This window comes from Gimesia benthica, from assembly GCF_009720525.1.
Classification (GTDB): Bacteria; Planctomycetota; Planctomycetia; order Planctomycetales; family Planctomycetaceae; genus Gimesia; species Gimesia benthica.
Genome location: NZ_CP043930.1, coordinates 3,766,675 through 3,790,641 on the forward strand (window position 1 = coordinate 3,766,675; position 23,967 = coordinate 3,790,641).

Here is a 23,967-nt window from a genome sequence, read left to right on the forward strand (position 1 = left end):
AACCGGTCCGCTTGAAGCAGGGGACGGACCCATGTGTCCGCCCGCCTGGCGATACATGAGTTGCTTTGACATCTGATGGCACCCGCAGAAGAAATGGGAAACAAAATGACCAAACACAAAGATTTCAAATTTATGGCGGAATCCGAAATTGTAATTCCTGCGATCGATGAGAAAATCATTCAAAGGAATGAAACGTTTTTAAGTCATTATAATGAAAAAGTAATCAGGTTTCCTGAGGAACTGGCAGCCTGTTTTCTAAAACATCATGGCGGTATTCCCGAGAAGCAGTGTTTCAGAATGCCGGAAGGCTCGGTGAGAATGATTTGCCGCTTCTGCACGCTGCTGGATTATGATGAGATTCCAGTGCCAGAAGTGATGACATGGAGATCAACGGAAAGTGATATCAGATATGATTATAGTCTGGATTTTCTGATGAATGCGGATCCATATTCAAGTCGCTTATATCAAAGCAGAGGGGTGTTAGTTCCTTTTGCCGTCATTGACACCGAGGGGCATAATGCACGCTCCATGCATGATATGGACTTAATTTGTCTGGATTATCAAGAATCAGCAGAACCATCCGTTGTTACCTGGAGCTTCGAAGAGTCGTGGGCAAGTCCAGAAGAAACCGTCAAAGTTGCAGATTCTTTCGCAGGGCTTCTCGAAATGCTCTTTGAGCGCCCCGCTGATTTTCCCTGCACGAATGAATGCGAATACTTTTAGATCTCGTTCTGGATACCCGGTTGCAGGGTCAAGCAGGAAACTGGCTGAGAAACAGTCTGTTGTAGTGAGAGTAAACCGATAGGGCGCTTGTCCTTCCGCAACCTTGATATGCGAGAAAGCAGCCTATGAAGCCGAAGTTTTATAAATTTGACGATCACTTCGAGGGTGTGGGCGTGGTGCCGCAACACCAGAAGATGGGCGCCGACTATGATTATGATGCGCCGGATTCCGTACACCAGCTGCCCTTCGATGAGTTACCCGACTTCGCGCCCAACTTCAATACGGTTCTGCTGGCTGACCGGGCGATCGTTACGGATCTGATCAGTTCTGCACCAATCCGGAACTGCGGCTGGCTGATCAGCGGGAAGTTCAAGTCGATCCTGGAGACGTTCAAACTGCCACTGCACCAGTTTTACCCGGTTCCGGTCGACCATCGTGGTACGGAGCTTCCTGATTACTGGTGGCTGCAGTTGCCGCAACCCCCGGTGAGCATTCCACCCGAAGCAGCCTATGCCGAGGCGGAAGATCTGATTCTCAGCTGTGAAACTTTACATGACGTCGCCCTGTTCAGTCTCTATCGCCCGCCCCGTTTTATGGGGTATTACGTGCGTCAAGATCTGAAAGCAGCGATCGAAGAAGCCGGAATCACGGGCTATAGACTCAGTACGCCCCGCCTGTTTCGTTAGGGGCATCTTTGTGTTGAATATTACGATTGCACCAGATAGGGGGCTGGGTCAATGGTATATCGCATGATTGATTACTATCTGGTGACTTTCCATGAGCAATTCTGATATAAAACCTTTTGAAGAACGTAATCAGACAGATCAGGCACGCCGTAAACTCAAAGGTCTGGCGAAGTCGTCAGGCATGGATCTCGAATTGATCACCGCCCTGGCCAACTTCACCTGGGATTATGACAAGGTCACCCCCAGAGACGGAAATGGTTGGATCAACAAAACGCCCCTCAACCCAGCCGCCAGGAAACAGCTCCGCCTGATCGCTGACACTGTTCATTTAACGCCGAATTTCACACTGGAATATGACCAGGCAGCCAAAGACCTGATCCGGACGCATGCCAAGCTATCATCCGAAATTGTGTGGACCAATTTCTACCCGGCGGTTGCCAACAAAAATTATGGTCGCGTTTCCGAGTTCGCCTCCTGGTATTACCTGCGCGGACTCAACAAATCTCGAATGAAATCGCTGGACTGGAAGACCAAACCTGTGGGGATGGTCGAAATTGCACGTGAACTATTCCTGAAATTCTTTCGCGGAGGAAGCATCGAACGAGATAATCTGGATTATCTATGGTGCGATTTAACCCTCCCACTGGAGTACAGTTATCCCAAAACGTCAAAGGTTACTCCCTGGCTGGAGCCATTATTGTCTGCTATCGAAGGTCTACCACCTCATTCCGGTTTGAAAGATCTGCTTGCCTGCTGTAAGGGCCTGGTGGGTGGAGACAAATTTTTTAAGCAAGAAGTCCTGCAGGCTCTAAGTTACGCCGATGTACTCCAAGTCAACGACCTGTCAGTAACCGCGATGTTCATCGCTGATCGGCGGGACGAATTGAGTTCGCATTATTATTCGAACGAATGGTCCTTTCCACTCCGATTCTGGTCGACCAACGGTGGTAACGTGAATCGTGAAGCTGTGCCTGAGACGTAAGTATCGTGTTAACCTGTCTGAGAAAGCTAACAATTCCGTATTGAAAGGAGCGCTGCCATGAATAAAAAACTGGAATATCTCTCCGTTCTGGCTGGCTTAATGATTTTGCTGGTCGGCGCAGGAGCTGCGTACTATTCTGATCGAGCGTCGTCAGAACATACGGTCATTTATCGGGGTGGCGTCAGCTCGATTCAGTGGCAGAAAGGCCTGGATAATGTCACAGGGTTTTCCAGTGCCAGGAAACGGGATCTATCAAAACCGCTAAAACCGATTGGCCGGGTGGTCGTGTTCGAGGACTGGGTGGAATTCAAACGAATCGACAGCCTGGATGCACCGCTGCTGATTCCCCGCGAACGGATTATTAACCTGGAACTGGTGCCGGACAACGCTCCGCCGCAATAATCAGAATGGTAGCGCTCAAAGAAACCAAAGAGGCAGGCAACCTCATGCGACAGCTCACACTGGGTCTCAATGTCTTCGTGGCGGTGTTCTTTGTGGGGTTCCTGATCTACACTTTTGTGGGGCAGCAGCACCTGGAAGGGCTGGCGCGTCAGTTCGTGACGGAAAAGACGATTGCCTACTCCCTGCCTCTGGTTGATGCGGTGGAAGAGGGCATGCGTTCGCCGCTGATCAAAAAACTGTTGAACGACGATCAGGAAACCGCCATCAATCAGCAGATCCAGGAATACCGCAACAATCCTGCTGCTTATATTGCCGATCTGACGCGTCAGAAAAAACTGCCGCCGGCTCCGCAGCGATTGAATCCCCTGTTACGGAAAGTCAGCGAGACCAAGGAGAAGATCCGGACGTATTACGATCAGACGCTGGCAGCACTGATTGCCGACCTGCGGATCTTTGCGTTTTCGAATCTGTGTGCCGCCCTGATTGCTTTGGGGCTGATCTGCTGGTCTCCCGGTAAAATCAGGCAGTCCGTGGTCTGGTTTTCCTTTCTGATCTTTGCTGCGGTATTATATTGTTCGTATCTGTATGTCGATGGACTTTCCTTCTTTCGGATCCTGCTTGGTGTGCACCTGGGCTGGACCTATCCGTTACTTCTATGTGTGGCTGTAGTCGGTCTGTTTCTGGAATACCCGCTTCGTCGACGGACAGGTGAAAATCAGAACGCAGACGCGGTGAGCAACGGCGGGACTTCATGACCATTCATCGCGAAACATGGAACAGACTCACCAACTCAGAGCGGGTTGATCTGGCTCTCGCGGTGCGCAGATCACTGCCTGTTCCCTTTGCTTTTTCGGGCATCAGAACCTTTCAATACGGGGCTCAGGAAAATTCGCTGGCGGTTTTCAATTATGACAATTCCGAATTCGTACTCATTCCGGGAGACACGGTTCGGCTCGGCTATGAGTGGGAACGCCCCTTTCCGCTCACAGTAGAACAGGCGGAACTATGGGAAATAGCACTGGAAGAATTCGAGACGCCGATGTCCTTCGATGACTACCTCGAAGAAATCATGACGCCGCCTCGTGACGTTTCCCTGGATGCGTTTCTGCTGGAAACAAAAATAAAACGACTGGTAGATCAGAAGCTCAAAGGCGCTGCTGTTGATGAGTCTGCAGCATTTCCACATCATGCCAGAGCGCGAGCCCAACTGGCATCCCAGGGCCTCAGATTGCCGACCTCGGATGAATGGGAATATGCCTGCGGCGCGGGTGTGAGAACCCTCTATCGCTGGGGAGAGGATGCCCCGATGGACTGGAGCCCTTCAGAAGACCGGGGCTGGCTGCAAAGCGGACCCAATGCCTTTGGTCTCACCATCGCGAATAATCCCTGGCAGTGGGAAGCGATTCACGAGCCTGGCTTCCGCAGAGGCGGCGATGGTGGCGGGATGAGCTGTGGAGGCGGAATGCCTTATATGCTTGAGTGGCTGCTGCTGGCGACAGCGTACATCGACAAGGAGGACTTTGACCGTCCGGTTCTGGGTGATGACGTACGTCGGGCGCTGACGGTAGAACTGTAGAAGCATCTGTCAGATCACGATGGGGTTAAACACGATCTCTACCAGGACCTGTCCGCTGGCGAACAGGATTACCAGGTTCGCCAGCAGCGTGGTACCCTGGAAGCGGCGGTCCCGGATGTCTGCGCTCAATAAAAATGTCGCAACGAGAAAGACCACGAAAGAACAGCCGACAAATAACAACAAAAGTAGAACGGTGACATAATTGCTCCCGTACTGTCCCTGTAAGAGTAACAGCAGCCAGACTCCCGCGTAAGCGCCCCAGAGCATGACCGCCGGTTCGGCGCGGCGGATGGTAACCCATTGATAGAGCAGGACCGGTACTCCCAGCGGAAGTGCTGAAAAGACGATTCGCAGCAGGTAGTCATGGGCGTTGTAAGACGACACCATGATGTAGCCCATCACCCAGTATGAGAGGGCAAACAGAACCCCCAGGCTCACCACTCCTGAGAGCTGGTGAAGACGACTGGGTTTGACGGGGGGAGTCTCTGTTGACATCTCAGTGTTCCTGTCTGCAGACCTTGAGTACTTCATTGTAACGTATCAGGGGGCTCGTAACCTCAAGGTGAGCATTGCCTTCAATCACTTTGCCGGGAATCTCAGCGAAATTCGCTGGTCGTATTTCGAAAGTCATCTTTCAAAAGCAGGGATCTGTGCTTCCGTTAGCGGCGGATTCACTGTGGGAAATAAAATGTCACCCAAAGAAATATCCATGCCGATAATTTCGATCCTGCTGGAGTGAATGTTAGAATAGGCGGAGCAGCAAATTGTTTATACCCGTTCCCTCATGCGCATGCCACTGGTTTTCTTTACCAGAGACATGTGAAATCGCATTACGTTCTCCGAGGTCACACCATGACCGAAACCGAAATCCAGGAACTGGAAACCGCGACCGGCTGTATTTTGCCGGCCGCTTATCGAGAGCTGTTGCTAAATTATCCGCAACGGTTGTTAGACCTGGCGGAGACACTCGGCGTCGAAGAACTGGAGCTGCTCACTCATAACCAACAATCGCTGATCCGGATGAATGTGGACCAGGCAGAGTACGTGCACATGTTTTTTCCACCCCACTATTTCGTCATCGGCGAAAATGGGAATGGAGACGTGTACGCGATCGATACCTGGTCCCCTGCCACTCCCGTCTATATGGGCGGCCCACATCACGGCGAATATCCCGAGGATGCAGCAGGGAACCCCCTGCCCGACGCAGACAGCCTGCAGGAGTACGTTGAGTACGTCGTCTTTCTCTACGAGGATGCAATTCAGTACGAGAGTGAGCTGGATGACACAAGGGTCTATCAACCACCTGGAAAGCTGATGGAGACACTTAGTGTCTGCCTGAGTCTTTTGCTCGCGCCGGTCATGCTGCTGTTACTGTTGTTCTCTATGATCATCGCAGTCCCGTACTTTCTACTGCTGGAATTATGGGATAAGCTGAGACCTGTCCGGAAATGAGCTGTTGCCGATACGTTTCGGGTTGCGCGATTTGATAATAGTGCTTGTGCGGTGCGGGGTCATTCCGGACAATCGGGGAGTCGAATCCACTCTGATCTGAAACGGGAAACCACACACATGAGAATCTCCTGCCCTGGTCATCTCTATCCGCTGGTGATCTTGTTTTATCTGCCCCTGTGTCTCTCTGGTTGCGGGCAGAAGCCGGTTGCTTCAGAGGCAGACGCGGTGACAGCAATCACTCTGACGCAGGCGTATGAGGTGCTGCAGCAGAAGAAGTTCGTCGATCTGACGCATGCCTTTGAGCCGGGGATTCCGCACTGGCCCGGCTTTCCCAATGAAACGGTGAAGACCATCTACTGGTATGACAAACAGCCCGACACGCTGGGAACCGGATTCTTCGCGCAGCTGTATTGTCACGTTGGACAGTGGGGGACGCACGCTGATCCTCCCGCGCACTTTATCAAAGGGGGCCGCACGCTGGATCAGATCGAGGTCAAAGAAATGATCTTGCCGCTGGTGTTGTTTGACGTTCATCAGGCGGTGAAACAGAATCCTGATTATACGATTACGATGGACGATGTCCGCCAGTGGGAAGCGAAGCATGGACCAGTCCCCAAAAACGCATTTGCCGTGATGCGGACCGACTGGTCGCAGCGCTGGCCTGATGACGCCGCCATGCACAACAGAGACAAGGCCGGCATCGCCCACTATCCGGGTTGGAGCCGGGAGGTGTTGCAGTATCTCTACGAAGAGCGCGGCATCACCGCTTCGGGGCATGAAACCACCGACACCGATCCCGGCGTCGCCACCTCGCAGGACGATTATTTCCTGGAGACCTACATCCTGAGCCAGAACCATTATCAGATTGAGCTGTTAACAAACCTGGATCAACTGCCCGAAGCGGGGGCCCTGGCGGTGGTCACCTTCCCCAAACCCAAAGGAGGCTCAGGCTTCCCGGCACGCGTGTTTGCGATTCTACCCTGAGAGTGGCAGTAAACCATGTCAGATGCAGCCCTGCCGCTCTGTCACGGTTTTAAGTTGTGATTGATGAGGGGCTGCCGCTATAGTGAAGAGCACGGATATTGAATTCACTCCCTGCTGTTTCGTTGGAATCTAAGACGTCATGCGCTCCCCTCTTATGTTTCTGTTGATCGCGGTCTGCTGTGTGTTGACCTGCCTGGTTTCTCAGGCTGCCGAGCAACAACCGCCGAATATTGTATTAATCCTGGCTGACGATCTCGGTTACGGTGACCTGGCCTGTTATGGAAACAAACAGGTCCAGACGCCCCACATCGATCGCCTGGCTGCGGGTGGCTTGATGTTTACCGACTTCCATTCCGCCGGCGCCATGTGTACGCCGACCCGGGCTGCGATGCTCACCGGGCAGTATCAACAGCGATTTGGTACCGAGTTTGAAGGCGCCCTCTCAGGCAAAGCAGACCGCGACATCGGTCTCCCCCATCAGGCACTGACGATGGCCGAGCTGCTGAAACAGCGGGGTTACGCGACCGCCTGTTTCGGGAAGTGGCACCTGGGCTATCAGCCTCCCTGGCTGCCCACCAGTCAGGGTTTTGATGTGTTTCGCGGTCTGGCCTCGGGAGACGGCGATCATCACACGCACGTCGATCGTTCGGGCAATGAGGACTGGTGGCACAACAATGCGATCCAGATGGAAAAAGGTTACACTGCCGACCTGTTGAGCAGGTATAGCGTGGAGTTTATCAAAGCCAATCGCGAGCGGCCCTTCTTCCTCTATGTGCCTCATCTGGCGATTCATTTTCCCTGGCAGGGGCCGAACGATCCGCCGCATCGGCAAGCGGGACAGTCTTACCATGCGGATAAATGGGGTATCATTCCCGAGCCGGGAAATGTCAGTCCTCATACGCGGGCAATGATTGAATCGCTGGACCAGAGTGTGGGACAGATTCTCTCCACACTTCAACGTCTGCAACTGGAAAAGAACACGCTCGTCATTTTCTCTTCGGATAATGGCGGCTATCTCAACTATGGAAAACAGTTTCAGCACATCTCCAGCAACGGTCCCCTCCGCGGTCAGAAGGGGACGTTGTACGAAGGCGGGCATCGCGTGCCCTGTCTGATGTCCTGGCCGGGCACCATTCGCCCTGGCGTCACGGATCAGACCGCGCACTCCATTGATCTGCTCCCCACCTTCGCCAGCATCGCGGGGATACCAGAGGCGGATTACCAGACTGACGGCGTCGATCTCGCACCGCTCTGGCAGGGAGGACAGAAGCTGGCCGACCGTAGTCTGTTCTGGCGGATGGGAAATCGCAGCGCGGTGCGCAGTGGGAAGTGGAAGCTGTGCGTCACCAATCAGCGCCGCGAACTGTTCAATCTGGAAAACGATCTCGGCGAACAGCAGAACCAGGCAGCGGTGCATCCGGAAATTGTTAACAAACTGAACCAGGCTTTGAAGGGATGGGAAGCGGATGTCGATACGAGCGCTCAGAAACTTAAACACTGATATCAGCGGCGGACTGCGATTCCCGTTTGCCTCTGTAATATTCTGGCTGATAGTCTGTCTGCTCAGTGTGCCGACTGCGGTACAGGCCGCAGAGAAGCAGCGTCCGAATATCATTTTCATCATGGCCGATGATCTGGGGTATGGTGATTTGGGTTGCTACGGGCAGAAACTGATTCAGACGCCGCACATCGATCAGCTGGCCGCCCAGGGGATGCGGTTCACACAGGCTTACGCGGGCGCCTCAGTTTGCACGGCTTCACGGGCCGTCTTGATGACCGGGCTGCACAACGGTCATACGCCCGCGCGGGATAACATCCCCCACTACCCGACTTACCTGCAGGCGGACGATGTGACTGTTGCCGAAGTGTTACAGCAGTCGGGGTACCGCTGTGGCGGCGTGGGAAAATGGTCGCTCGGCGATGCAGGCACGGTCGGGCGGGCTACGAACCAGGGATTCGATATGTGGTTCGGCTACCTGAACCAGGATCACGCGCATTATTATTTCACCGAGTACCTGGACGACAACGAAGGTCGCCTGGAGCTGACGGGGAACCGTGAATCGCGTCAGCAATACAGTCACGATCTGCTGACCGATCGTGCCCTGAAATTCATTCGTGCCTCGGCTGCGGAACCCTTCTTCCTGTATGCCGCTTACACCGTGCCTCACTTTTCCGCGAAAGCGGAAGACCCGCACGGGCTGGCAGTCCCTTCGACCGAACCTTACTCCGACCGGGACTGGGATGCCAAATCGAAAAAATATGCCGCGATGGTCCATCGACTGGATCGCGATGTCGGACGAATCATGCGCCTCTTGAATGAGCTCCAGCTGCGCGAGCGGACGCTGATTATCTTCACCAGCGATAATGGCGGACATAAAGGTGTCCCCGCGCGATTTAAGACAAATGGACCGTTACGGGGTTTTAAACGGGATCTCACCGAGGGAGGCATCCGCGTGCCTCTGATTGCCCGCTGGCCCGGCGTCGTTCCTGCAGACACCGTTAACGAAGAAGTCATTGCCTTCCAGGATATGTTGCCCACATTTGCGGAACTGGCGGGCACCCCGGTTCCTCAGGACCTCGACGGCATTTCCCTCGTGCAGACGCTTCAGGGAAAATCGCTGCCTGAGAAACATGAATATCTTTACTGGGATTACGGCCACTGCCGAGCCCGCTACGATCAGGCAGTGCGCTGGAAGCACTGGAAAGGAATTCGCCACGGCCAGCAGGGCACGATTGCGATCTATGATTTGAATCAGGATCTGGGAGAGACCACAGACGTCGCGAAACAACATCCCGAGGTCGTTCAGCGGATCGCACAGATCATGGAGACCGCTGCGGTCCCCAGCGAACGATATCCCATCGGCACCCGCTACCGGGGCAAAGCTCTGTGGCAGCCTTGATGGTAATGATCCTGTTTTCTGAATGCGATACCGGCTCAGTCAGATTCCACCAGCGCGGCGTCGTTGCGGGTGCGGTAGAGAAAGGCGTCTGATGTCAGCAGGGAGACGATGAGTGCATTCATGCTGCCGCCGTTCTCTTTGTAGGCGCGATGGGCTGCCTGCAGCACCGGGGCATCGTTCAACGTTTCGTTGCGTCCCATCCAGAAGCGGAATGCATGGCGGACAAAGACCTGCTCAGCCCGCTCGCTGGCCGCGATCTTTTCGATGAGCTCGAGCGCGTTGGCGACTTCACCATCGAGTTTGGGATCGCCGGAGTCGATGATTGCGCCGGTGGTGTCGACCGGTTTTTCGAGTTCGGTCTCGCGATACAGGCCGGCATGGTTATACATCTCGAAGGGCAGACCCAGCGGATCCATTTTCTTGTGGCAGGTCCAGCAGTATTCCTCGCGAGTCACCCGCATCCGTTCGCGGAGTGTTTTATCCGGTTCATCGGGCAGCATGGCATCGACGGTGATCGGCACATCGGGAATACCGCCACCCAGTAGCCGTTCTCGAATCCAGCGGCCGCGACGAATGGCGTGATTGTCCATCGCATCGGAATGTGAGACCAGCCAGCTGGGATGCGTCAGGATGCCCAGACGCTGATCTTCCGGGATTTTTGCCAGGATTCGCTCCGGTTCCATCGAACCTCTACCAAAACTGCGACGACTGACGCGGGCGAAGATCTCCGGTCCTGTGAGCTTCGTCGGTGTGACTTTATGGTTGACCTGCGCGGCTTTTCTCTTGTCGGCCTTGCTGGGTTCCTTTCCGGTTTTGGCCGCTTCTTTTGCAGCCTGCTCCTGCGCCGCTTTGCGGGCGGCGATCTCTTCCTTGCGGGTTCGTCTCTCACCAAAATAGATTTCATCTGCTTTGGTCGCGACGACCTGGTTGGTTGTCAACAGACGCTGGAAGACATCGCGATCGTCTTTCAAGATCAGTTCGATCAGGCGATCTGTACTGGCCGTCGAATCGAACATGGCCCGATAATGGGCCTGACCCCGGTTGCTCACTCCTGTATCTGCGAGTGCTTTAGCATCCTTACAGATGTAACCGCCCAGATCGTAGTCAAAGTAATCGCGAAAGAAACGCAGGACTCGCGGCTTGCGGATAGTGTCGTCCGCCAGCATTCGTTCGACTTCGCGTTTCACATCTGCGCGGGTTCGCATGCGACCTTCAACGATCGCGGCACGCAGTTCTGCGTCTGGTTTGATGTAGCGCAAGGCATGATTCACCGCCAGTCCCAGTTCCCAGTCCTGCAGCATCACGCGGCCATACTGATCGGGTTGACCGGCGGCGGCCAGTTCGGGGCGGAAGAGGGCATCGCGATCGAGAAACAAAGCTGACAACCCCAGGATGACGCCGTCTTTCTTACCGAGTTTATCGATCGACTGTTTCACGATGGTCAAGTACTGATTTGACTCTTTCGGAGTCGGCGGGCGGAACGTCAGCATTTCGAACAGATAACTGATGGCGGACTGCAGACTGGCATCGGTTGTCCCATCCTGCTCCATCAAATCATAAACGGGTGTCAGCGGTCGCATGACTTTCGTGCTGTAAACGAGACTCGTCGGCAGCCCGCGAATATCCCCTTTCCATTTTTCCATGACGGGACGCGGATCATCGCTGATCTGGTACGGCTTGGCGATGCTCAACGGACCGTACGCCATGTACCGCAAAATATCCGCCGCCATACTCAGGATCTGTGTCGCTTCCGCACTGTTGACCGTGTAGAAGTCGGGATAGTTTTCCAGTCCGTGTGTGCGAGCTGACGACAGAATGGCGGGGACGCTCTTGACTGCGGTCGCATACGCCACCGTTCCGCCCTGCCATTTGATAATGCGATCGACTCCGAAATAGAGTTTCAGTTCGCCGCCGTGATTGGTGGGAACGACATCACCGTGCGTCCGCAGTCCCGGCTTGTTCGGATCGTATTCGGGCTCTTTGTTGATCAGTTCATTCAGACGCGTCATGTGCTCTTGAGGCGTTAATCGCCAGAGTCGTGCCGGGGACGCGGTCGGGACGAGTTTGATGTTTTCCGGCAGAGGACCGAAGAGTAGCTCATGGTCGACATAGTTGGCTTTGTTCGGATCCAGGTGATCGTGGAAGCCCCCTTTGTCGCGCATCGCTTTTGTCAGTTCGCCGACAATCCAGTCCGAGAACTGCAGCCGTTCGATGACTTTTGGCTGAGTCATGTCCCGCGGCGGCATCTCTTTCAGCGTGACCTGTGCCCAGACACTGCGCCAGGTCGCCGCGTTGACTTCATCTACGGGACCGAGATCGTGCAGCGAAAGGTTTCCTTCCGGGTCGGTCGCGCCATGACAGTCGACACAGTGGGTTTTCAGAAAGGTTTTCGCAAAACTCTGATAGTCTTTGGAAACCTTCTGCCCGGGCGTGTACGTCTCGCCGTGAGTGACAGCGAGCAGACTTAACAAAACTGTGAGAGCGGCGACGAGACGAAACCCGATCATGCCAGCAGTTCCTGCAGCGGGCCGGAACCGGAATCGAACTTGCGGGCCAGCTTCTCATTCATGTTGAAGTGCTCACAGGGAACGCCGGCGGCTTCCAGCAGTGTTGCATACAGCGAGTTGATCGGCCGTTTGCCGTCCAGCTGGGTGAAGCAGCCCGTCTTGAAGGCACCGTCGAAATTGCCCAGCAGCATCACCGGCCAGTTGGCACCACTGGTGTGCTGCTTGTCGGCGTTGTTGCTGGTGTAGACGATGAGTGTGTGATCCATCATCGTGCCGCTCCCTTCGGGGATCGACTCGAGGGCTTCGATGATCCGCACCAGCATGCGGCTGTTGTATTGACGGATCTTAATCCAGATCGGATTGCCCGGCTGTTCCATGTGACCCAGGTTGTGGCCCTGCTGTTCAATGCCCAGCCCTTTCCAGGCACCAAAGATCTCGCCGCGGCCCGAGCCGATGGTCAGCGTATTGGTGATGCCAGACGTGAGGGAGGAAATGCCCAGATCCAGCAGCACATCGTGCCAGTCGGTTTCGTGCTCAGGGCTGGTATAACGACCGTCGACTTTGGGTGCAAATTTGCTCAAGTGACCGGCAACCGAATCGAGACGATCCCGCAGACCGTTGACTTCTTTGAAGCCGTCGACGAACTGACCGTAGCGCTGCTGGTCGGCGGTGGGCAGAGCATTGCCTTTCGCGGCGGCCAGCTGTTCGATCTGATTAAAGATATTGGAACGGGCTTCGTGCTGACGTCGAATGTCGCCGGTAGAGATGCCGCCATACAGCATCTGATACAGGTGGTTCGGATTGGAGTGCATGAAGATCGGCTGACCGGCGCCACTGGCTGAGAGCGTTGCGATGGTCGGCTTGGTCCGCATGTTCTCGATGGAGTCCATGCCGATACAGAGATGCGGCAGCAGTGTCTGCGGCAGAATTTTGCTCAACTCGTAATCGATGGTCGACGCACTCGGCGGTACGCCGTCACTACCGCGGTAGCCGCCCAGCGCGCCGAAGAAGGCGCTGTGCGACGGACTGGTGTGAATGCCGTGCAGACCGTTGATGATATGCAAACGATCTTTATATGGTTCCAGCGGGCTGATCGGTTCGGGGAGTTTGACCTTCGCCAGTGAGCCGCTGCGTTTCATCCCTTCGGGAATGCAGGTCGCCGGATCGAAACCCTGGTTCTGCATGAAGAAGACAATCCGCTTGGGAGTGTCTTTACTGGTCGGCATGGCGAGCAGACGTTCGGGCAGGAGGGGAAGTCCGAAGGCGGCACCGGCACCGGCGGCCAGGGTTTGCATCATTTGTCTACGATTGAGCATAGTCGATCTTTCAGAAAACAATACGGTGGTTCAACTGTGATCTCGACGCGTCGCGGGAGTGAGGCTCTCCATCTCTTCGAGCAGCGAAACGCGTTTTCACGGATCAGTAGGTCGTGGCAGGCAGTCTGGAATAGTATCGGCTGGTTGCGTGAGACGTGTTGAATCGGAAACGTCTTACGCATCAACGATATTTTAACTGATTTTCGTGCGACTTCAAGCTTTATCCGGAGGAGAGCCGGTCTGAGCCACCTTAAGTATCTCACCAGAATGAATTCTATAACTTCAACATATAAAACAGGTTACAAGGCCCATGAAATGCTCGGGTTGGGATCTCTCATATCGCCCTGGTTTTTGTCAGGCTTGATTCAGGCTCGAAGTAAACAGGATCTGACTTGCGCGACTTCAATCCACAATCCGGAACCGGGCCAGTTCTGCGTCTTGATCACAGACGATGTAGAGATACTTTGACTCGCGATCCAGGGTGACTCCCTCGGCTTTACGAATCGTTTTTCCTGCAGCCTCGAAGGGGAAACGCTGGGTGACCCTGCCGTTGTGCCGATCGTAAATGAAGACCTGTCCGGCCTGGTCGCTTACAATCCAGCAGAGATCACGCACGCGGTCGTAACAGATGCCCGAGAAATCGATGGCTTCTGCATCGAGTTCCTCGTCGACAAATCCCCGGCTCTTGTCCAGGTGATCGACGGTGACGATGCGCTGCAGATCATCGCTGACGGCGATCAGCAGTCCCGGATCGGCTTCCTTGAGCAGCAGGATTTCGGAACGTACAGGGTCATGGGTAATGCCTTCCAGTCCATTGTTGTCGGACTCTCCGAAACAAAGGGAGACGGCAGCGAAGCCCTGCATGTCCTTCAACCGGCGGTCTGCGATTTCCTTTCCCGTGGCGGGATCGTACTTCAGGATCTTGCCGGCATCTTCGTCGACGACCAGGATATGCCCCCGGGAATCAAAGGTGATACCCTCGAGGCCTTTGTTGTCCACCTCCCGCGTCGAGAGGATCTGACCGTTGGTGTCAAGCTGAAAGAGTTTCCTCGATTGATCACAGACGGTCCAGAGCGTCCCTTCCGGATCGATGGTGAGCCCCGATGGTTCGCGGAGTCCGAGTGCTTTGTTTTTGATCGAACAGAATGTCTCGAATTGCAGCGAAGCAATGGACATGGATGAGTCTTTCTGTGTAGGGATGAAAAAGGCTTTTTGAGTCCTGGTCAGCAGGTGTAAGCAGGCTGTACTCTCAGTGGATGGAATCGAGTAAGAAATATGAGCAGAAGGAAGTCTGGTATTGCCTTGTTTCTTTCTTAGATATAAAAATGAGATTCACAGTGTCATTTCATATGAGTTAGAGTCAAACCATGAAATACTTTTCGTTAACGATCGTGATATTTTTAATATGCAGTTGTACTGTCTGGGATGTGACTGTCCATCCAAATGAGAGATGGAAAAAAGGTGCAGTGCTGATCAAGATGAAAAACGGCGAATATCATTTAGGGCACATGTATAATCACAAATGTAAGCTGGACGATTTTCTGGTCGGCAGTAAAAAATTTAAGTCATTAAAGGAAGTCACAGCATACACCAGCAAATTATCGACGACGTATATCGAGTATGGGAATGATGGAGTCGATGATTCAGAACATCGACTTGTGCCGCTAACTCAAACGGAAATTGAAACAGTTCAAAGCTCGCATCCCTACAGACCTTCCAATTAAGAGTAGATTCCAGGCCTGTCACTTTGATTAAAAGACTCCGAGTCTTTTTGTCCCCTTAAGGTTCGAGTTCCAGTTCATCTTCGCGCTCCAGTGCTTCACCCCAGATGTTGATTTCGCTTTCAAATCGACCAGGGTCGGTCGCCTCGATTTTAATCGCCATGGGGATAAAGCTGCGCCCTCGATATTCGGGTACAGCTGCATAATGCTGCACATTGCCGGACTCAACCAGCGGCGCAATGATATTCATGTCGGTACTGTATTTGATTTCCGCGATTCCCACCGGAACGTAAACGATATTCCGAGGATCTTCAGGACCGCCGAATTCGGGCGGCATCAGGTACAGCACTTCGAGTTCTCCTGCTTCAACCAGAGCCAGCGCTTTTTCCAGCGAATCAACATGGGAGAAATCAGGACCGTGTGCTGGCGGTCCGGGGGCTTTGGGTTTTCGTTTCCAGAACAACATCAGCTTTTTACTCCCCTGGAATTTGAGCTAACTCTATGACAGTTCACGAGTGACAGGCAGGAATTCTTTCCGTCTCAAGCTATCAGTTATCCAACTGAACAGCAAAGGAGTATTTCAGTTTGAAGCCGATTTGCTGATATGCTCATCCAGATGTCCATCCGGAAGCATCCGCATTATTACTCTATTAAGTCCCTGACAGCGATTTTGTTCTCACAGAGAATTGCTATTTCTTTCTCGTTGGTAGCCTCTACACTATCTGTATGTCAGATATTTTCTCATATGGTTCTCAATGATCCATAACCGCTGTTTGTGTTATGGATGTCAGGAAGAGTTTTATGCATTTTACTTCTCAACTTACCGTGCTGTTCTTCGTGCTGGCCGTGGGGCAAGCCTGCCTGGCTGAAAACTATCCTCAGTTCCGCGGTGCGAATTCCAATGCGGTCTCTGCGAAACCGCTGCCCGTTAACTGGTCGGATGCTGCGGGAGAACAAACCAATATTCGCTGGAAGAAGCCGCTTGAGGGTGAAGGCTGGTCTCAGCCGATTGTCTGGGAGAACCGCGTTTACATGACGGCTGCGGTGCCTGCGAATCCCGCTAAGAAAAACATTGCCCGGCCGGAATCCAATCGAGGTGGCTACGGCCGCGATCGTAACGATCTGGTCAACGTGCTGTATCAATACCAGGTTGTCTGTCTGGATGCTGCCACTGGCGAGCAAATCTGGAAGAAGACGGTGAAAGAAGGCAAGCCGCCGATGCCGCGGCACAGCACCAACACCTATGCCACGGAAACGCCGGTCACAGACGGAAAACGGATTTACGCGTACTTCGGCATGAACGGCGTGTATTGTCTCGACCTGAAAGGGGACGTGTTGTGGCAGAAAGACCTGGGTGTGTATGAGATGCGGGCCGGTTGGGGCACGTCGAGCTCGCCGGTGCTGTTCGAAGATCGGCTGTTCATTCAGGTTGATAACCAGGAGCAATCCTTCCTCGTCGCCCTGGATACGAAAACCGGAGATGAAATCTGGAAGGTCAATCGCGATGAAAAGTCGCAATACAGCAGCCCCATGATCTGGAAGAATTCATTGCGGAATGAACTGATCGTGGGAGGCACGGTCTATCGCTCCTATGATCCGGCGACTGGAAAGTTGCTCTGGACGCTGGATATGAATAAAGGGCGTTCGTCGGCGACCCCCGTTGCTGTTGGCGATCGTTTGTTCGTTGGTAACGAATTTCGCAATCGGGGCGGCGATGATGACGGAGGCGGGCGGCTCTACTCGATCAAACCGGGGGGCACGGGTGATATTACTCCGCCGGGAGACGGCAGGCAGGGAGAGTTCGTGGAGTGGCGGATGGACGGCTCGGGCATTCAAATGGCGTCGCCGACTTATTTGGCTGGCAACCTGTATTTCTTCGAACGCCGCCGGGGCATCATTCGTTGTGTCGATCTCGAAACGGGACGTCTGGAATACGAGAGCCGCGTCCCGGGTGCCCGCGCGTTCTGGGCGTCTCCCTGGACCGACGGCAAACACCTGTTCGCGCTGGATTCCAATGGCAACACGCATGTCATCGCAGCTGGTGACGAACTGCAGGTGGTGGCCGTGAATAAGCTCGACCAGCAAGCCTGGGGCACCCCCGCGATTGCCGACGGCAGCATTTTTATCCGCACGGTCGACAACCTGTATCGGATTGATGCGGGTCGGTGAATCGGGGAGACTGGTCGCTTGCTGCAAACCAGCGGAGAATCGTGTCGTGCTCGATTCTCTTTCCATTGATGTGAATTCGCCGCGTCTGTTCAGCTTAAAATGGATTTCCAGTGGCGCTCTGTTTCTTACCACGCAAAATCTGGCCGGGCAAGTAGAAAACATTCGCCGTCTCTGATAAAATCCGGGCCACGTGCGGAATGAATAGCGCTATCAGTCGGGTCTTTAGACTGTGTCCAGTTTTACTGTAGCGTCTCCAGGGCCATTTGGACCGAGTATATTAGCTCGTGCACGCAATGGTTAACTGTGACGCGCTCTAGAATATCAACAGGAAAGTACGAGCGGTGAATATAGCTCACGCGATTTTTGGCTTCTGGTTCACCTATGTCGTCGGCGTCTGGATTTGCTGGGGGCTGTACGGCTCCCGGTTTGGTAGAGCCACCGGGGCGTTGCAGGGCAACAACTGGATGGCCGCCATCGGAGTCGGCATCTCCTACCTGCTGGTAGCCTGGCTGCTGGTGCGGTACGTCGCCTTGCCGATTTTGAAACAGAAAGGCATCGACGACGGAGATTTCACACCAAAAGGGAACCGGATCGGACGGATCGCCGGGCTGTTCGTCGCCAGTGGCGCGGTGACTCTTTCCTATGCTTTGAAGTACTGTCCCAGCGGACACGGCCAGGTGATGCCGCTCGTGTTCTGCGGGGTTCCACTGGTGAGTATCCTCTACGCGCTCATCACGAAGCCGCCGACCAAGGAGAGTTGGCCGGTGAAATACAAGGCGCTCTTCGCGATCGGTTTCGTTCTGCTGCTGGTCTTCGGCTGGCACATGATCGGTCTGAAAGAAATCGCCGCCACAGGGCATCATGGGTCCGCGGCGCCGAACCAGGCCTGGAAAATCGCAACCGCCTGGACGGTCCTCAGTTGGGGACTTTACGTCGCTCTGATCCATTCCGGCAGCGTGGCGATGAAAGGCCAGAACAAGTTGTGCAAGAGCCTGCGAGCACTCACGCACGTTGGCGAAGGCTACTTCCTGGTTGCCGTGGTGGCCCTGGGAATCTATGTGCTGTTTCTGAGCGGTGCGCCGGTCAGCGAACAGTTTTCTGTGGACGGATGTGTGAAAGCCCTTATCGCGGGGCTGTTCGGCGTCGGCGGTAACCTGTGTATCATTCTGGCGATCAACCGCCTGGGGCCCACCGGACCGCTGACTGTTCCTCCGCTGGTCTTCTCGGGAACGCCCGCCGTCAACACGCTCGTCTTTCTGATGCCGATTTTCTCCGCCAACAACTGGTCGGCCCCGGAAGGTTTCCCACTCGGCCAATTGATCACGACGATTCTGATCGGAGCCTGCGGCGTGGTTCTGGTGACCCGCTTCAAGCCCAATCCCCCCGCCCCCGCTGCTGCCGCGGCAACACCAGCGGCCGTCCCCGCAACGGAATCGCATTAGATCTCCGTTGCGCTGTGGATCAGGGTTTCCGGAACTGTGTTTTGAAATTGCGCGCGTTCGTGAATTCGTTTTGCTGGAGATCATGGAAGAATAAAAGGTGTCAGGAACCGTATTCTGCCCCTTTTCTGTCAGCGGTCGATCGGAGCGGTGGGTTTCTCTGCCGGTGGACTGATGAGGATGGCTACGTAGGGCATCCCTTGTTCCACCTGAATCTCTTTGACTGCCAAGATCGCGCGGCTGCCCGGTTCATCCGTCAGTGAAGCGGTCGCGAATGCACCGCCGGGACTCCACCCGCTAAGGTGTACCTTGATGCGGCCCTCGGCCCGCTCAGGAATATCCGCGCCCACGGGACAATACAATATATCGTCCAGTTTCCGACCATCCCAGATGTGCGTTGATCCAAAGGGGGAAAGGTCCAGAGGCACCCACCCGGTCACGGCGGTGAACCTGGTCTGCCCGCGTTTCTTGAGATTTTCCGCAATCCAAGACTCGACAACGGGTCGATCCTTAGCGCGATCCTCCGGGGCTGCGGGCATGATGATCTTGACATACACCTGATTGGATTCTGGTTGGGCAACTTGCTTTGGTGTCTGCTCCTCCGCTTTGACTGCGCAGGGAACCAGAGTCAGCGTGCTGACGATCATAGTCATTAATTGCCGAGTCACAATGTCCCCCTTGTGTGATGCCTTCTGTGGACGAACTTGTTTATAGAATGACCATTGTAATACCTGCAGATTGCAAATCTGTCAGTCTGTCGCGCAGTCTTTCAATAGGAGTAAATTCAATGGTAACTATTGGTTGCTTGGATTACACGTTTTATTTCGCGCGCTATGGATAGAAAAATGTGTCAGGAACCATAAAATGGCACGCCATGGAAGAGGAACGAAACTTAAAAATGGTATCGGTCCATTCGTGGGACTCTGGTCAAATCTAATTCTGAACCGTTGAGTTCGCCTCCCAAATAATTCCCCCACAAAAATCCGCACCCTCCCCAAAAACGGGTGGAGAGATCTGGATGATCTGATACGATAGAGAGACTGATTCTCGCCTCGCTTGTTCCCACCACAGGAGTCTTCCCTATGTCCGCTGCGAACCTGCCGCACCCTTTGTCTGAATCGCTCTCCCGCCGTGATCTGTTGAAACTGGGAGCCGCCGCCCTGGCGGGGACCGCGGGACTCAACTGGTTGAATCCGGGACAGGCTGCCGCCGGAACGAAACGACCGCAGGTCGCTGCCATTTATACGCAGTGCTTTTATCTGTCGCACGCCTATCACATTCTGCATCCGTTCCTGGGGCCTTACCTGTTTAACGGCAAACTGCTGGAGCCGCAGTGCGATGTGATTTCCTTCTACGGCGATCAGTTTACCGACCGCGATCTCTCCCGCGGCATCGCGAAGCAGTTCGGCATTCCCATTTACAAAACGATCCCTGAAGCACTCTGTAACGGCGGCGATGAACTGGCGGTCGACGCCGTTCTGTCGATTGGCGAGCACGGCGACTATCCCGATACGAAGTACGGGCAGACCAAGTATCCCCGCAAGCGGTTCTTCGATGCGATCGTCAAGGTCATGGAACAGTCCGACCGCTTTGTGCCGGTCTTCAGCGACAAGCATTTTTCCTACCGCTGGGACTGGGCCCGCGAAATGTATGACACCTCGCGGAAGCACGGCTTCCCGATGATGGTCGGCAGTTCGGTGCCCCTCGCGGAGCGGACGATTCCGCTGGAGCTGCCTTACGGCACTGAGATCGAAGACGCCGTCTCCATTCATGGCGGGCCGATCGAGAAGTACGATATCCACGGCTTGGAAGTGCTGCAGTCGATGGTCGAGTTCCGCAAAGGGGGCGAGACCGGCATTTCGAGCGTGCAGTTCCTCAAGGGGATGACCTGATCAAAGCGGGTAAGGAGGGCCGCTGGTCGATGAAGCTGGCCGAAGCCGCGATGCAGGCTGAGCTGGGCGATACGAAGCGGGGGTTGTTCGATCCGATCGGCAGTGAGGGGACGCGCGAACCGCACGGGATTCTGCTCGAGTACAAAGACGGCTTCCGGGCCACGATGCTGCGGATTGGCTCCAACGGGGTTCGCTGGAACTTCGCCTGTTCGATCAAAGGGGAGCCGGCCCCGAAGGCGACGACTTTCTTCCCCGGTCCCTGGGGCAACCGTAATCTGTTCCGCGCCTTCTCGCACGCGATTCAGTATCTGTTTGTGAACAAGGAAGAACCGTACCCCTGTGAGCGGACGTTGTTGATGACGGGGGCCCTGGACGCCGCCATGCATTCCTGCTTTGAAAAGGGGTACGCCAAGATCAAAACGCCGGAACTCGAATTTTCCTATAAACCGAAGGACTTCAACCAGTTCCGCGAAATGGGGAAATCGTGGGAGGTCATCACGGCGGAGATGGAACCTTACAAGGATTTCGTCGTATCGGACCCTGCTCCGAAGGAGTAGGAAGCTAAAGAAAATCGTCATTCTGTCACAGGCACGTCTGATAGGAGTGGGTTCAGAAATTCGTGGCGTGGGTACCTTGCGGGCGGGCTGGAAATTCAGGATATTGAGGACCAGACAGGTCTATTTTGACTCCTTTTTCTATCCCGCCTGAGAGTAAGTGTCCCAAAAACATGAAATATGTGCTCGTAATTCCCGATGGCTGTGCGGATGAACCGCAGGACGCATTAGGGGGCAAGACCCCGTTGCAGGCTGCCTTTCTGCCGCATATGGATGAAGTTGTTTCCGCAGGTATTCTGGGCCGGACCGACACGGTGCCGGCGTCGATGCCGTCGGGCAGCGATGTGGGGACGATGAGCCTGTTCGGCTACGATCCGCTGGTCTTTCATACGGGACGGGCCCCGCTGGAAGCGGCCGCCCAGGGAATCGAGCTGGGTCCGCACGACTGGGCCATCCGCTGCAATTTCGTGACGATCGACAAAGGGAACATGGCCAGCTTCACCGCATCTCAGCTGCCCAACGAGGTCGGTGCGGAGCTGATCGGCCTGTTACAGGAAGCGACCGCCGACGATCCGCAGTGGGAGTTTCACCAGGGGGTGAGCTACCGGAACCTGCTCGTCTACCGGGCCAAAGACGCCGACGATCAGCCCTTCGATGAAGGGACGACGACCATTCCGCCCCACGATCTGACCGATCAACCGGTGGGTCAGGATTTACCCTCGGGCAAGGGGAGCGACCTGCTGCTGGAGCTGATGGAGCGCAGCAAGAAACTGTTCAAAAAATGCAAAGCGAATCAGAAGCGGTCCGACGGCAATCCGCCGGCGACGCAGATCTGGCTCTGGGGCCAGGGAAGCCGCCCGGCTTTGACGCCGTTCCAGGAACAGTTCGGCAAGAGCGGCGCGGTGATTACCGCCGTCGACCTGTTACGTGGTCTGGGACGCCTGCTGGGCTGGGATGTGATTGAAGTCGAAGGGGCCACCGGCTACACCGACACCGATTACGCCGCCAAGGGACGTGCCGCGATTGAGACCCTGCAGAATACGGACTTCGTTGTGGTGCATGTGGAAGCAACCGACGAAGCATCCCACGAAGGGGAAGTGCATGAGAAGATCAAGGCTTTGGAAAATATCGACCAGCACATTGTCGGGCCGGTGCACGAATATCTGCGGGAACAGGGCGACTATCGCATCCTGGTTTGCCCCGATCATCCGACGTTCCTCAGAACGAAAACGCACAGCCACGGGTATGTGCCCTTCGGCATTTGTGGAACCAGGGTGCGTCCCGATCAGTCCAACAAGTATGACGAAGTCAGCGCCGGTGCCAGCAACCTGCTGCTGCCCAAAGGTCATCAGCTGATGCCGTTTTTCTTTGGGACCCTGACCAACTGAGAGTCGACACAAAAAAACAGACCCGCCCGCAGTAATGCGGACGGGTCTGAATCTTGAGGCTCTGTCAGAGTCTGGCTTAGAGTGGCCAGTCCATGAGGATGCGTTCGACTTCTTCCGCGTGACCGCTTTCATCGCGGACCATGTCTTCCAGTTGAACGGCCATGCCTTTATCGCCGAGTTCTTCGGCTTCTTTTGCCCGTTGGGTGTAGCCGGCGGTCGCTTCTTTTTCGGCAGCGAGGACTGCTTCGAGCATTTCGCGGTTGGTTTGCGCTGCTTTGACCTTGCCGGCGACGGTGGTCGGTTCGCCACCCAGGGCGACGATTTTATTCGCCAGGTACTGTGCGTGTGCCAGTTCATCGGGGACTTCGGCCAGGTAGAACTGAGTCAGTTGCGGACGGTAAGGTCCGGTGGCCTTGGCGGCATAGGTGGTGTATTGGATGATGGCGGCCAGTTCGCTCGCCAGATCTTCATTCAGTTTCTCAATCATTGTCTGTTTATCCATGTCGGTCTCCTGAATATTAGTACGGGAAATTGTGAATACAGCTCCCAGAGTGTGAATCAGAGCGACTGCTACTTTCTTTATAGATGTACATTTTACATTATCAACCGGCGATGCAACAGGGACTCGGAAATTCGAGTGGTGACTTCACCCGGATGGCGGAGCTCAGTCACAGATATCGGAGGGATGTGCGTGTGAGAAAGGGAGTTCGGGCGCGGATTTCTTTCCCGCTTACAGGCAAATCGTGTGTGTCCCGGGGCGGACACCTGATTTTCGGGGTTCTTTTCGGGGTGCAGATGGCCTATGATTAGAGGGCTGTCTGTGTTGCGATCTGGGGCAGAACTGCTTATTTTCGTAAATCTTCAGCGCCACAGGCGTTTGTGAATTTTTGATTTTTAGACTGGGAGATATGAGTGTCAGACTGGGTTGAACCACTGGGAATGCGAATTCTCATCCGCAAAGATGAAAGTCGTCAGACGACCAAAGGGGGGATTGTGCTCCCCGACAAAGCGGAAATTCCAAACATCACCGGCCGGGTGGTGGAGATCAGCGTGCAGATTGCGCGGGACGATGATTTCCCGATCAAGAAGTACGACAAGGTCCTGTTTAACCCCAGTGAAGCGATCCCCGTCGATTTCGAACCGGACAACGTGCTCTACGTGGTGCCCATCGAAGATGTGGTGGCTGTCTTCCGTCGCGGCGATGCCAAAACCAACGAAATCCTCGAGGCCGAAGAGCAGGAATTCGAAGATCCCGACGACTGGGAAGAGTAACCGG

At 54.7% G+C, this 23,967-nt stretch carries 23 protein-coding genes; 16 read left to right on the plus strand and 7 right to left on the minus strand.

Annotated features, from left to right (window positions below; translation table 11 throughout):
* The first annotated feature begins 105 nt into the window (after positions 1–105).
* The 6 genes from F1728_RS14380 to F1728_RS14405 all read left to right on the plus strand — a co-directional run bounded on the left by F1728_RS14380 (position 106) and on the right by F1728_RS14405 (position 4,369).
* Entirely contained in the window at positions 106–723 is a 618-nt protein-coding gene (locus tag F1728_RS14380; RefSeq protein WP_155364695.1) for an SMI1/KNR4 family protein, read from the plus strand.
* Positions 724–848: 125 nt separating this feature from the next.
* On the plus strand, positions 849–1,409 hold the full coding sequence (locus F1728_RS14385) for a hypothetical protein (protein ID WP_155364696.1): 561 nt from the start codon (positions 849–851) through the stop codon (positions 1,407–1,409).
* A gap of 91 nt (positions 1,410–1,500) precedes the next feature.
* Positions 1,501–2,391 (plus strand): hypothetical protein, encoded by an 891-nt coding sequence (locus F1728_RS14390; RefSeq protein WP_155364697.1) that lies wholly within the window; start codon positions 1,501–1,503, stop codon positions 2,389–2,391.
* Between the two features lie 57 nt (positions 2,392–2,448).
* Positions 2,449–2,793, plus strand: coding sequence for a hypothetical protein (locus F1728_RS14395; RefSeq protein ID WP_149342546.1), 345 nt, complete (start codon positions 2,449–2,451; stop codon positions 2,791–2,793).
* Positions 2,794–2,798: 5 nt separating this feature from the next.
* The gene (locus F1728_RS14400) at positions 2,799–3,548 is read left to right on the plus strand and encodes a hypothetical protein (RefSeq protein WP_155364698.1); all 750 of its coding nucleotides are present in this window, start codon (positions 2,799–2,801) and stop codon (positions 3,546–3,548) included.
* The gene (locus F1728_RS14405; RefSeq protein ID WP_155364699.1) at positions 3,545–4,369 is read left to right on the plus strand and encodes an SUMF1/EgtB/PvdO family nonheme iron enzyme; all 825 of its coding nucleotides are present in this window, start codon (positions 3,545–3,547) and stop codon (positions 4,367–4,369) included. The genes F1728_RS14400 and F1728_RS14405 overlap by 4 nt, the downstream gene beginning before the upstream one ends.
* Positions 4,370–4,378: 9 nt before the next feature.
* Here the strand turns inward: F1728_RS14405 and F1728_RS14410 are convergent, their stop codons facing one another.
* Positions 4,379–4,864, minus strand: a complete 486-nt coding sequence (locus F1728_RS14410) for a hypothetical protein (RefSeq protein ID WP_155364700.1) — start codon at positions 4,862–4,864, stop codon at positions 4,379–4,381.
* Positions 4,865–5,221: 357 nt separating this feature from the next.
* Here F1728_RS14410 and F1728_RS14415 point away from each other — a divergent pair, with 357 nt between their 5' ends.
* From F1728_RS14415 to F1728_RS14430, 4 genes are all read left to right on the plus strand, one after another.
* Positions 5,222–5,821 carry an SMI1/KNR4 family protein gene (locus F1728_RS14415; protein WP_155364701.1) on the plus strand — a complete coding sequence of 200 codons (600 nt, stop codon included), beginning with the start codon at positions 5,222–5,224 and terminating at the stop codon, positions 5,819–5,821.
* A gap of 117 nt (positions 5,822–5,938) precedes the next feature.
* Positions 5,939–6,805 (plus strand): cyclase family protein, encoded by an 867-nt coding sequence (locus tag F1728_RS14420; RefSeq protein WP_155364702.1) that lies wholly within the window; start codon positions 5,939–5,941, stop codon positions 6,803–6,805.
* A 139-nt stretch (positions 6,806–6,944) separates the two neighbouring features.
* Entirely contained in the window at positions 6,945–8,306 is a 1,362-nt protein-coding gene (locus F1728_RS14425; RefSeq protein WP_155364703.1) for a sulfatase, read from the plus strand.
* A complete protein-coding gene (locus tag F1728_RS14430; protein ID WP_155364704.1) occupies positions 8,272–9,705 on the plus strand; it encodes an arylsulfatase in 1,434 nt (477 codons plus the stop codon). The genes F1728_RS14425 and F1728_RS14430 overlap by 35 nt, the downstream gene beginning before the upstream one ends.
* Before the next feature lie 35 nt (positions 9,706–9,740).
* On the opposite strand, the gene F1728_RS14435 is transcribed toward F1728_RS14430, so the two are convergent.
* The 4 genes from F1728_RS14435 to F1728_RS14450 all read right to left on the minus strand — a co-directional run bounded on the left by F1728_RS14435 (position 9,741) and on the right by F1728_RS14450 (position 15,715).
* On the minus strand, positions 9,741–12,212 hold the full coding sequence (locus F1728_RS14435; protein WP_155364705.1) for a DUF1588 domain-containing protein: 2,472 nt from the start codon (positions 12,210–12,212) through the stop codon (positions 9,741–9,743).
* Positions 12,209–13,528: a DUF1552 domain-containing protein gene (locus F1728_RS14440; protein ID WP_155364706.1), complete on the minus strand. Its 1,320-nt coding sequence runs from the start codon at positions 13,526–13,528 to the stop codon at positions 12,209–12,211. The genes F1728_RS14435 and F1728_RS14440 overlap by 4 nt, the downstream gene beginning before the upstream one ends.
* Positions 13,529–13,930: 402 nt before the next feature.
* Positions 13,931–14,704 (minus strand): SdiA-regulated domain-containing protein, encoded by a 774-nt coding sequence (locus F1728_RS14445; RefSeq protein WP_155364707.1) that lies wholly within the window; start codon positions 14,702–14,704, stop codon positions 13,931–13,933.
* 603 nt (positions 14,705–15,307) lie between these two features.
* Positions 15,308–15,715 carry a hypothetical protein gene (locus F1728_RS14450; RefSeq protein ID WP_155364708.1) on the minus strand — a complete coding sequence of 136 codons (408 nt, stop codon included), beginning with the start codon at positions 15,713–15,715 and terminating at the stop codon, positions 15,308–15,310.
* Positions 15,716–16,050: 335 nt separating this feature from the next.
* Here F1728_RS14450 and F1728_RS14455 point away from each other — a divergent pair, with 335 nt between their 5' ends.
* Both F1728_RS14455 and F1728_RS14460 read left to right on the plus strand, forming a co-directional pair.
* Complete coding sequence (locus F1728_RS14455) at positions 16,051–17,418, plus strand: PQQ-binding-like beta-propeller repeat protein (RefSeq protein WP_155364709.1); 1,368 nt, start codon at positions 16,051–16,053, stop codon at positions 17,416–17,418.
* A gap of 341 nt (positions 17,419–17,759) precedes the next feature.
* Positions 17,760–18,860, plus strand: a complete 1,101-nt coding sequence (locus F1728_RS14460) for a hypothetical protein (protein ID WP_155364710.1) — start codon at positions 17,760–17,762, stop codon at positions 18,858–18,860.
* 128 nt (positions 18,861–18,988) lie between these two features.
* On the opposite strand, the gene F1728_RS14465 is transcribed toward F1728_RS14460, so the two are convergent.
* A complete protein-coding gene (locus F1728_RS14465; protein ID WP_155364711.1) occupies positions 18,989–19,525 on the minus strand; it encodes a hypothetical protein in 537 nt (178 codons plus the stop codon).
* 414 nt (positions 19,526–19,939) lie between these two features.
* Between F1728_RS14465 and F1728_RS14470 the strand changes: the two genes are divergently transcribed.
* From F1728_RS14470 to F1728_RS14480, 3 genes are all read left to right on the plus strand, one after another.
* The gene (locus tag F1728_RS14470; RefSeq protein ID WP_155364712.1) at positions 19,940–20,749 is read left to right on the plus strand and encodes a hypothetical protein; all 810 of its coding nucleotides are present in this window, start codon (positions 19,940–19,942) and stop codon (positions 20,747–20,749) included.
* Positions 20,750–20,778: 29 nt separating this feature from the next.
* On the plus strand, positions 20,779–21,306 hold the full coding sequence (locus F1728_RS14475) for a hypothetical protein (protein ID WP_155364713.1): 528 nt from the start codon (positions 20,779–20,781) through the stop codon (positions 21,304–21,306).
* A gap of 170 nt (positions 21,307–21,476) precedes the next feature.
* Entirely contained in the window at positions 21,477–22,691 is a 1,215-nt protein-coding gene (locus F1728_RS14480) for a cofactor-independent phosphoglycerate mutase (protein WP_155364714.1), read from the plus strand.
* A gap of 76 nt (positions 22,692–22,767) precedes the next feature.
* Here F1728_RS14480 and F1728_RS14485 read toward each other — a convergent pair whose 3' ends face one another.
* The gene (locus tag F1728_RS14485) at positions 22,768–23,193 is read right to left on the minus strand and encodes a ferritin-like domain-containing protein (RefSeq protein WP_155364715.1); all 426 of its coding nucleotides are present in this window, start codon (positions 23,191–23,193) and stop codon (positions 22,768–22,770) included.
* A 410-nt stretch (positions 23,194–23,603) separates the two neighbouring features.
* Here F1728_RS14485 and F1728_RS14490 point away from each other — a divergent pair, with 410 nt between their 5' ends.
* Entirely contained in the window at positions 23,604–23,963 is a 360-nt protein-coding gene (locus tag F1728_RS14490) for a co-chaperone GroES (protein ID WP_145193397.1), read from the plus strand.
* Positions 23,964–23,967: the final 4 nt, after the last annotated feature.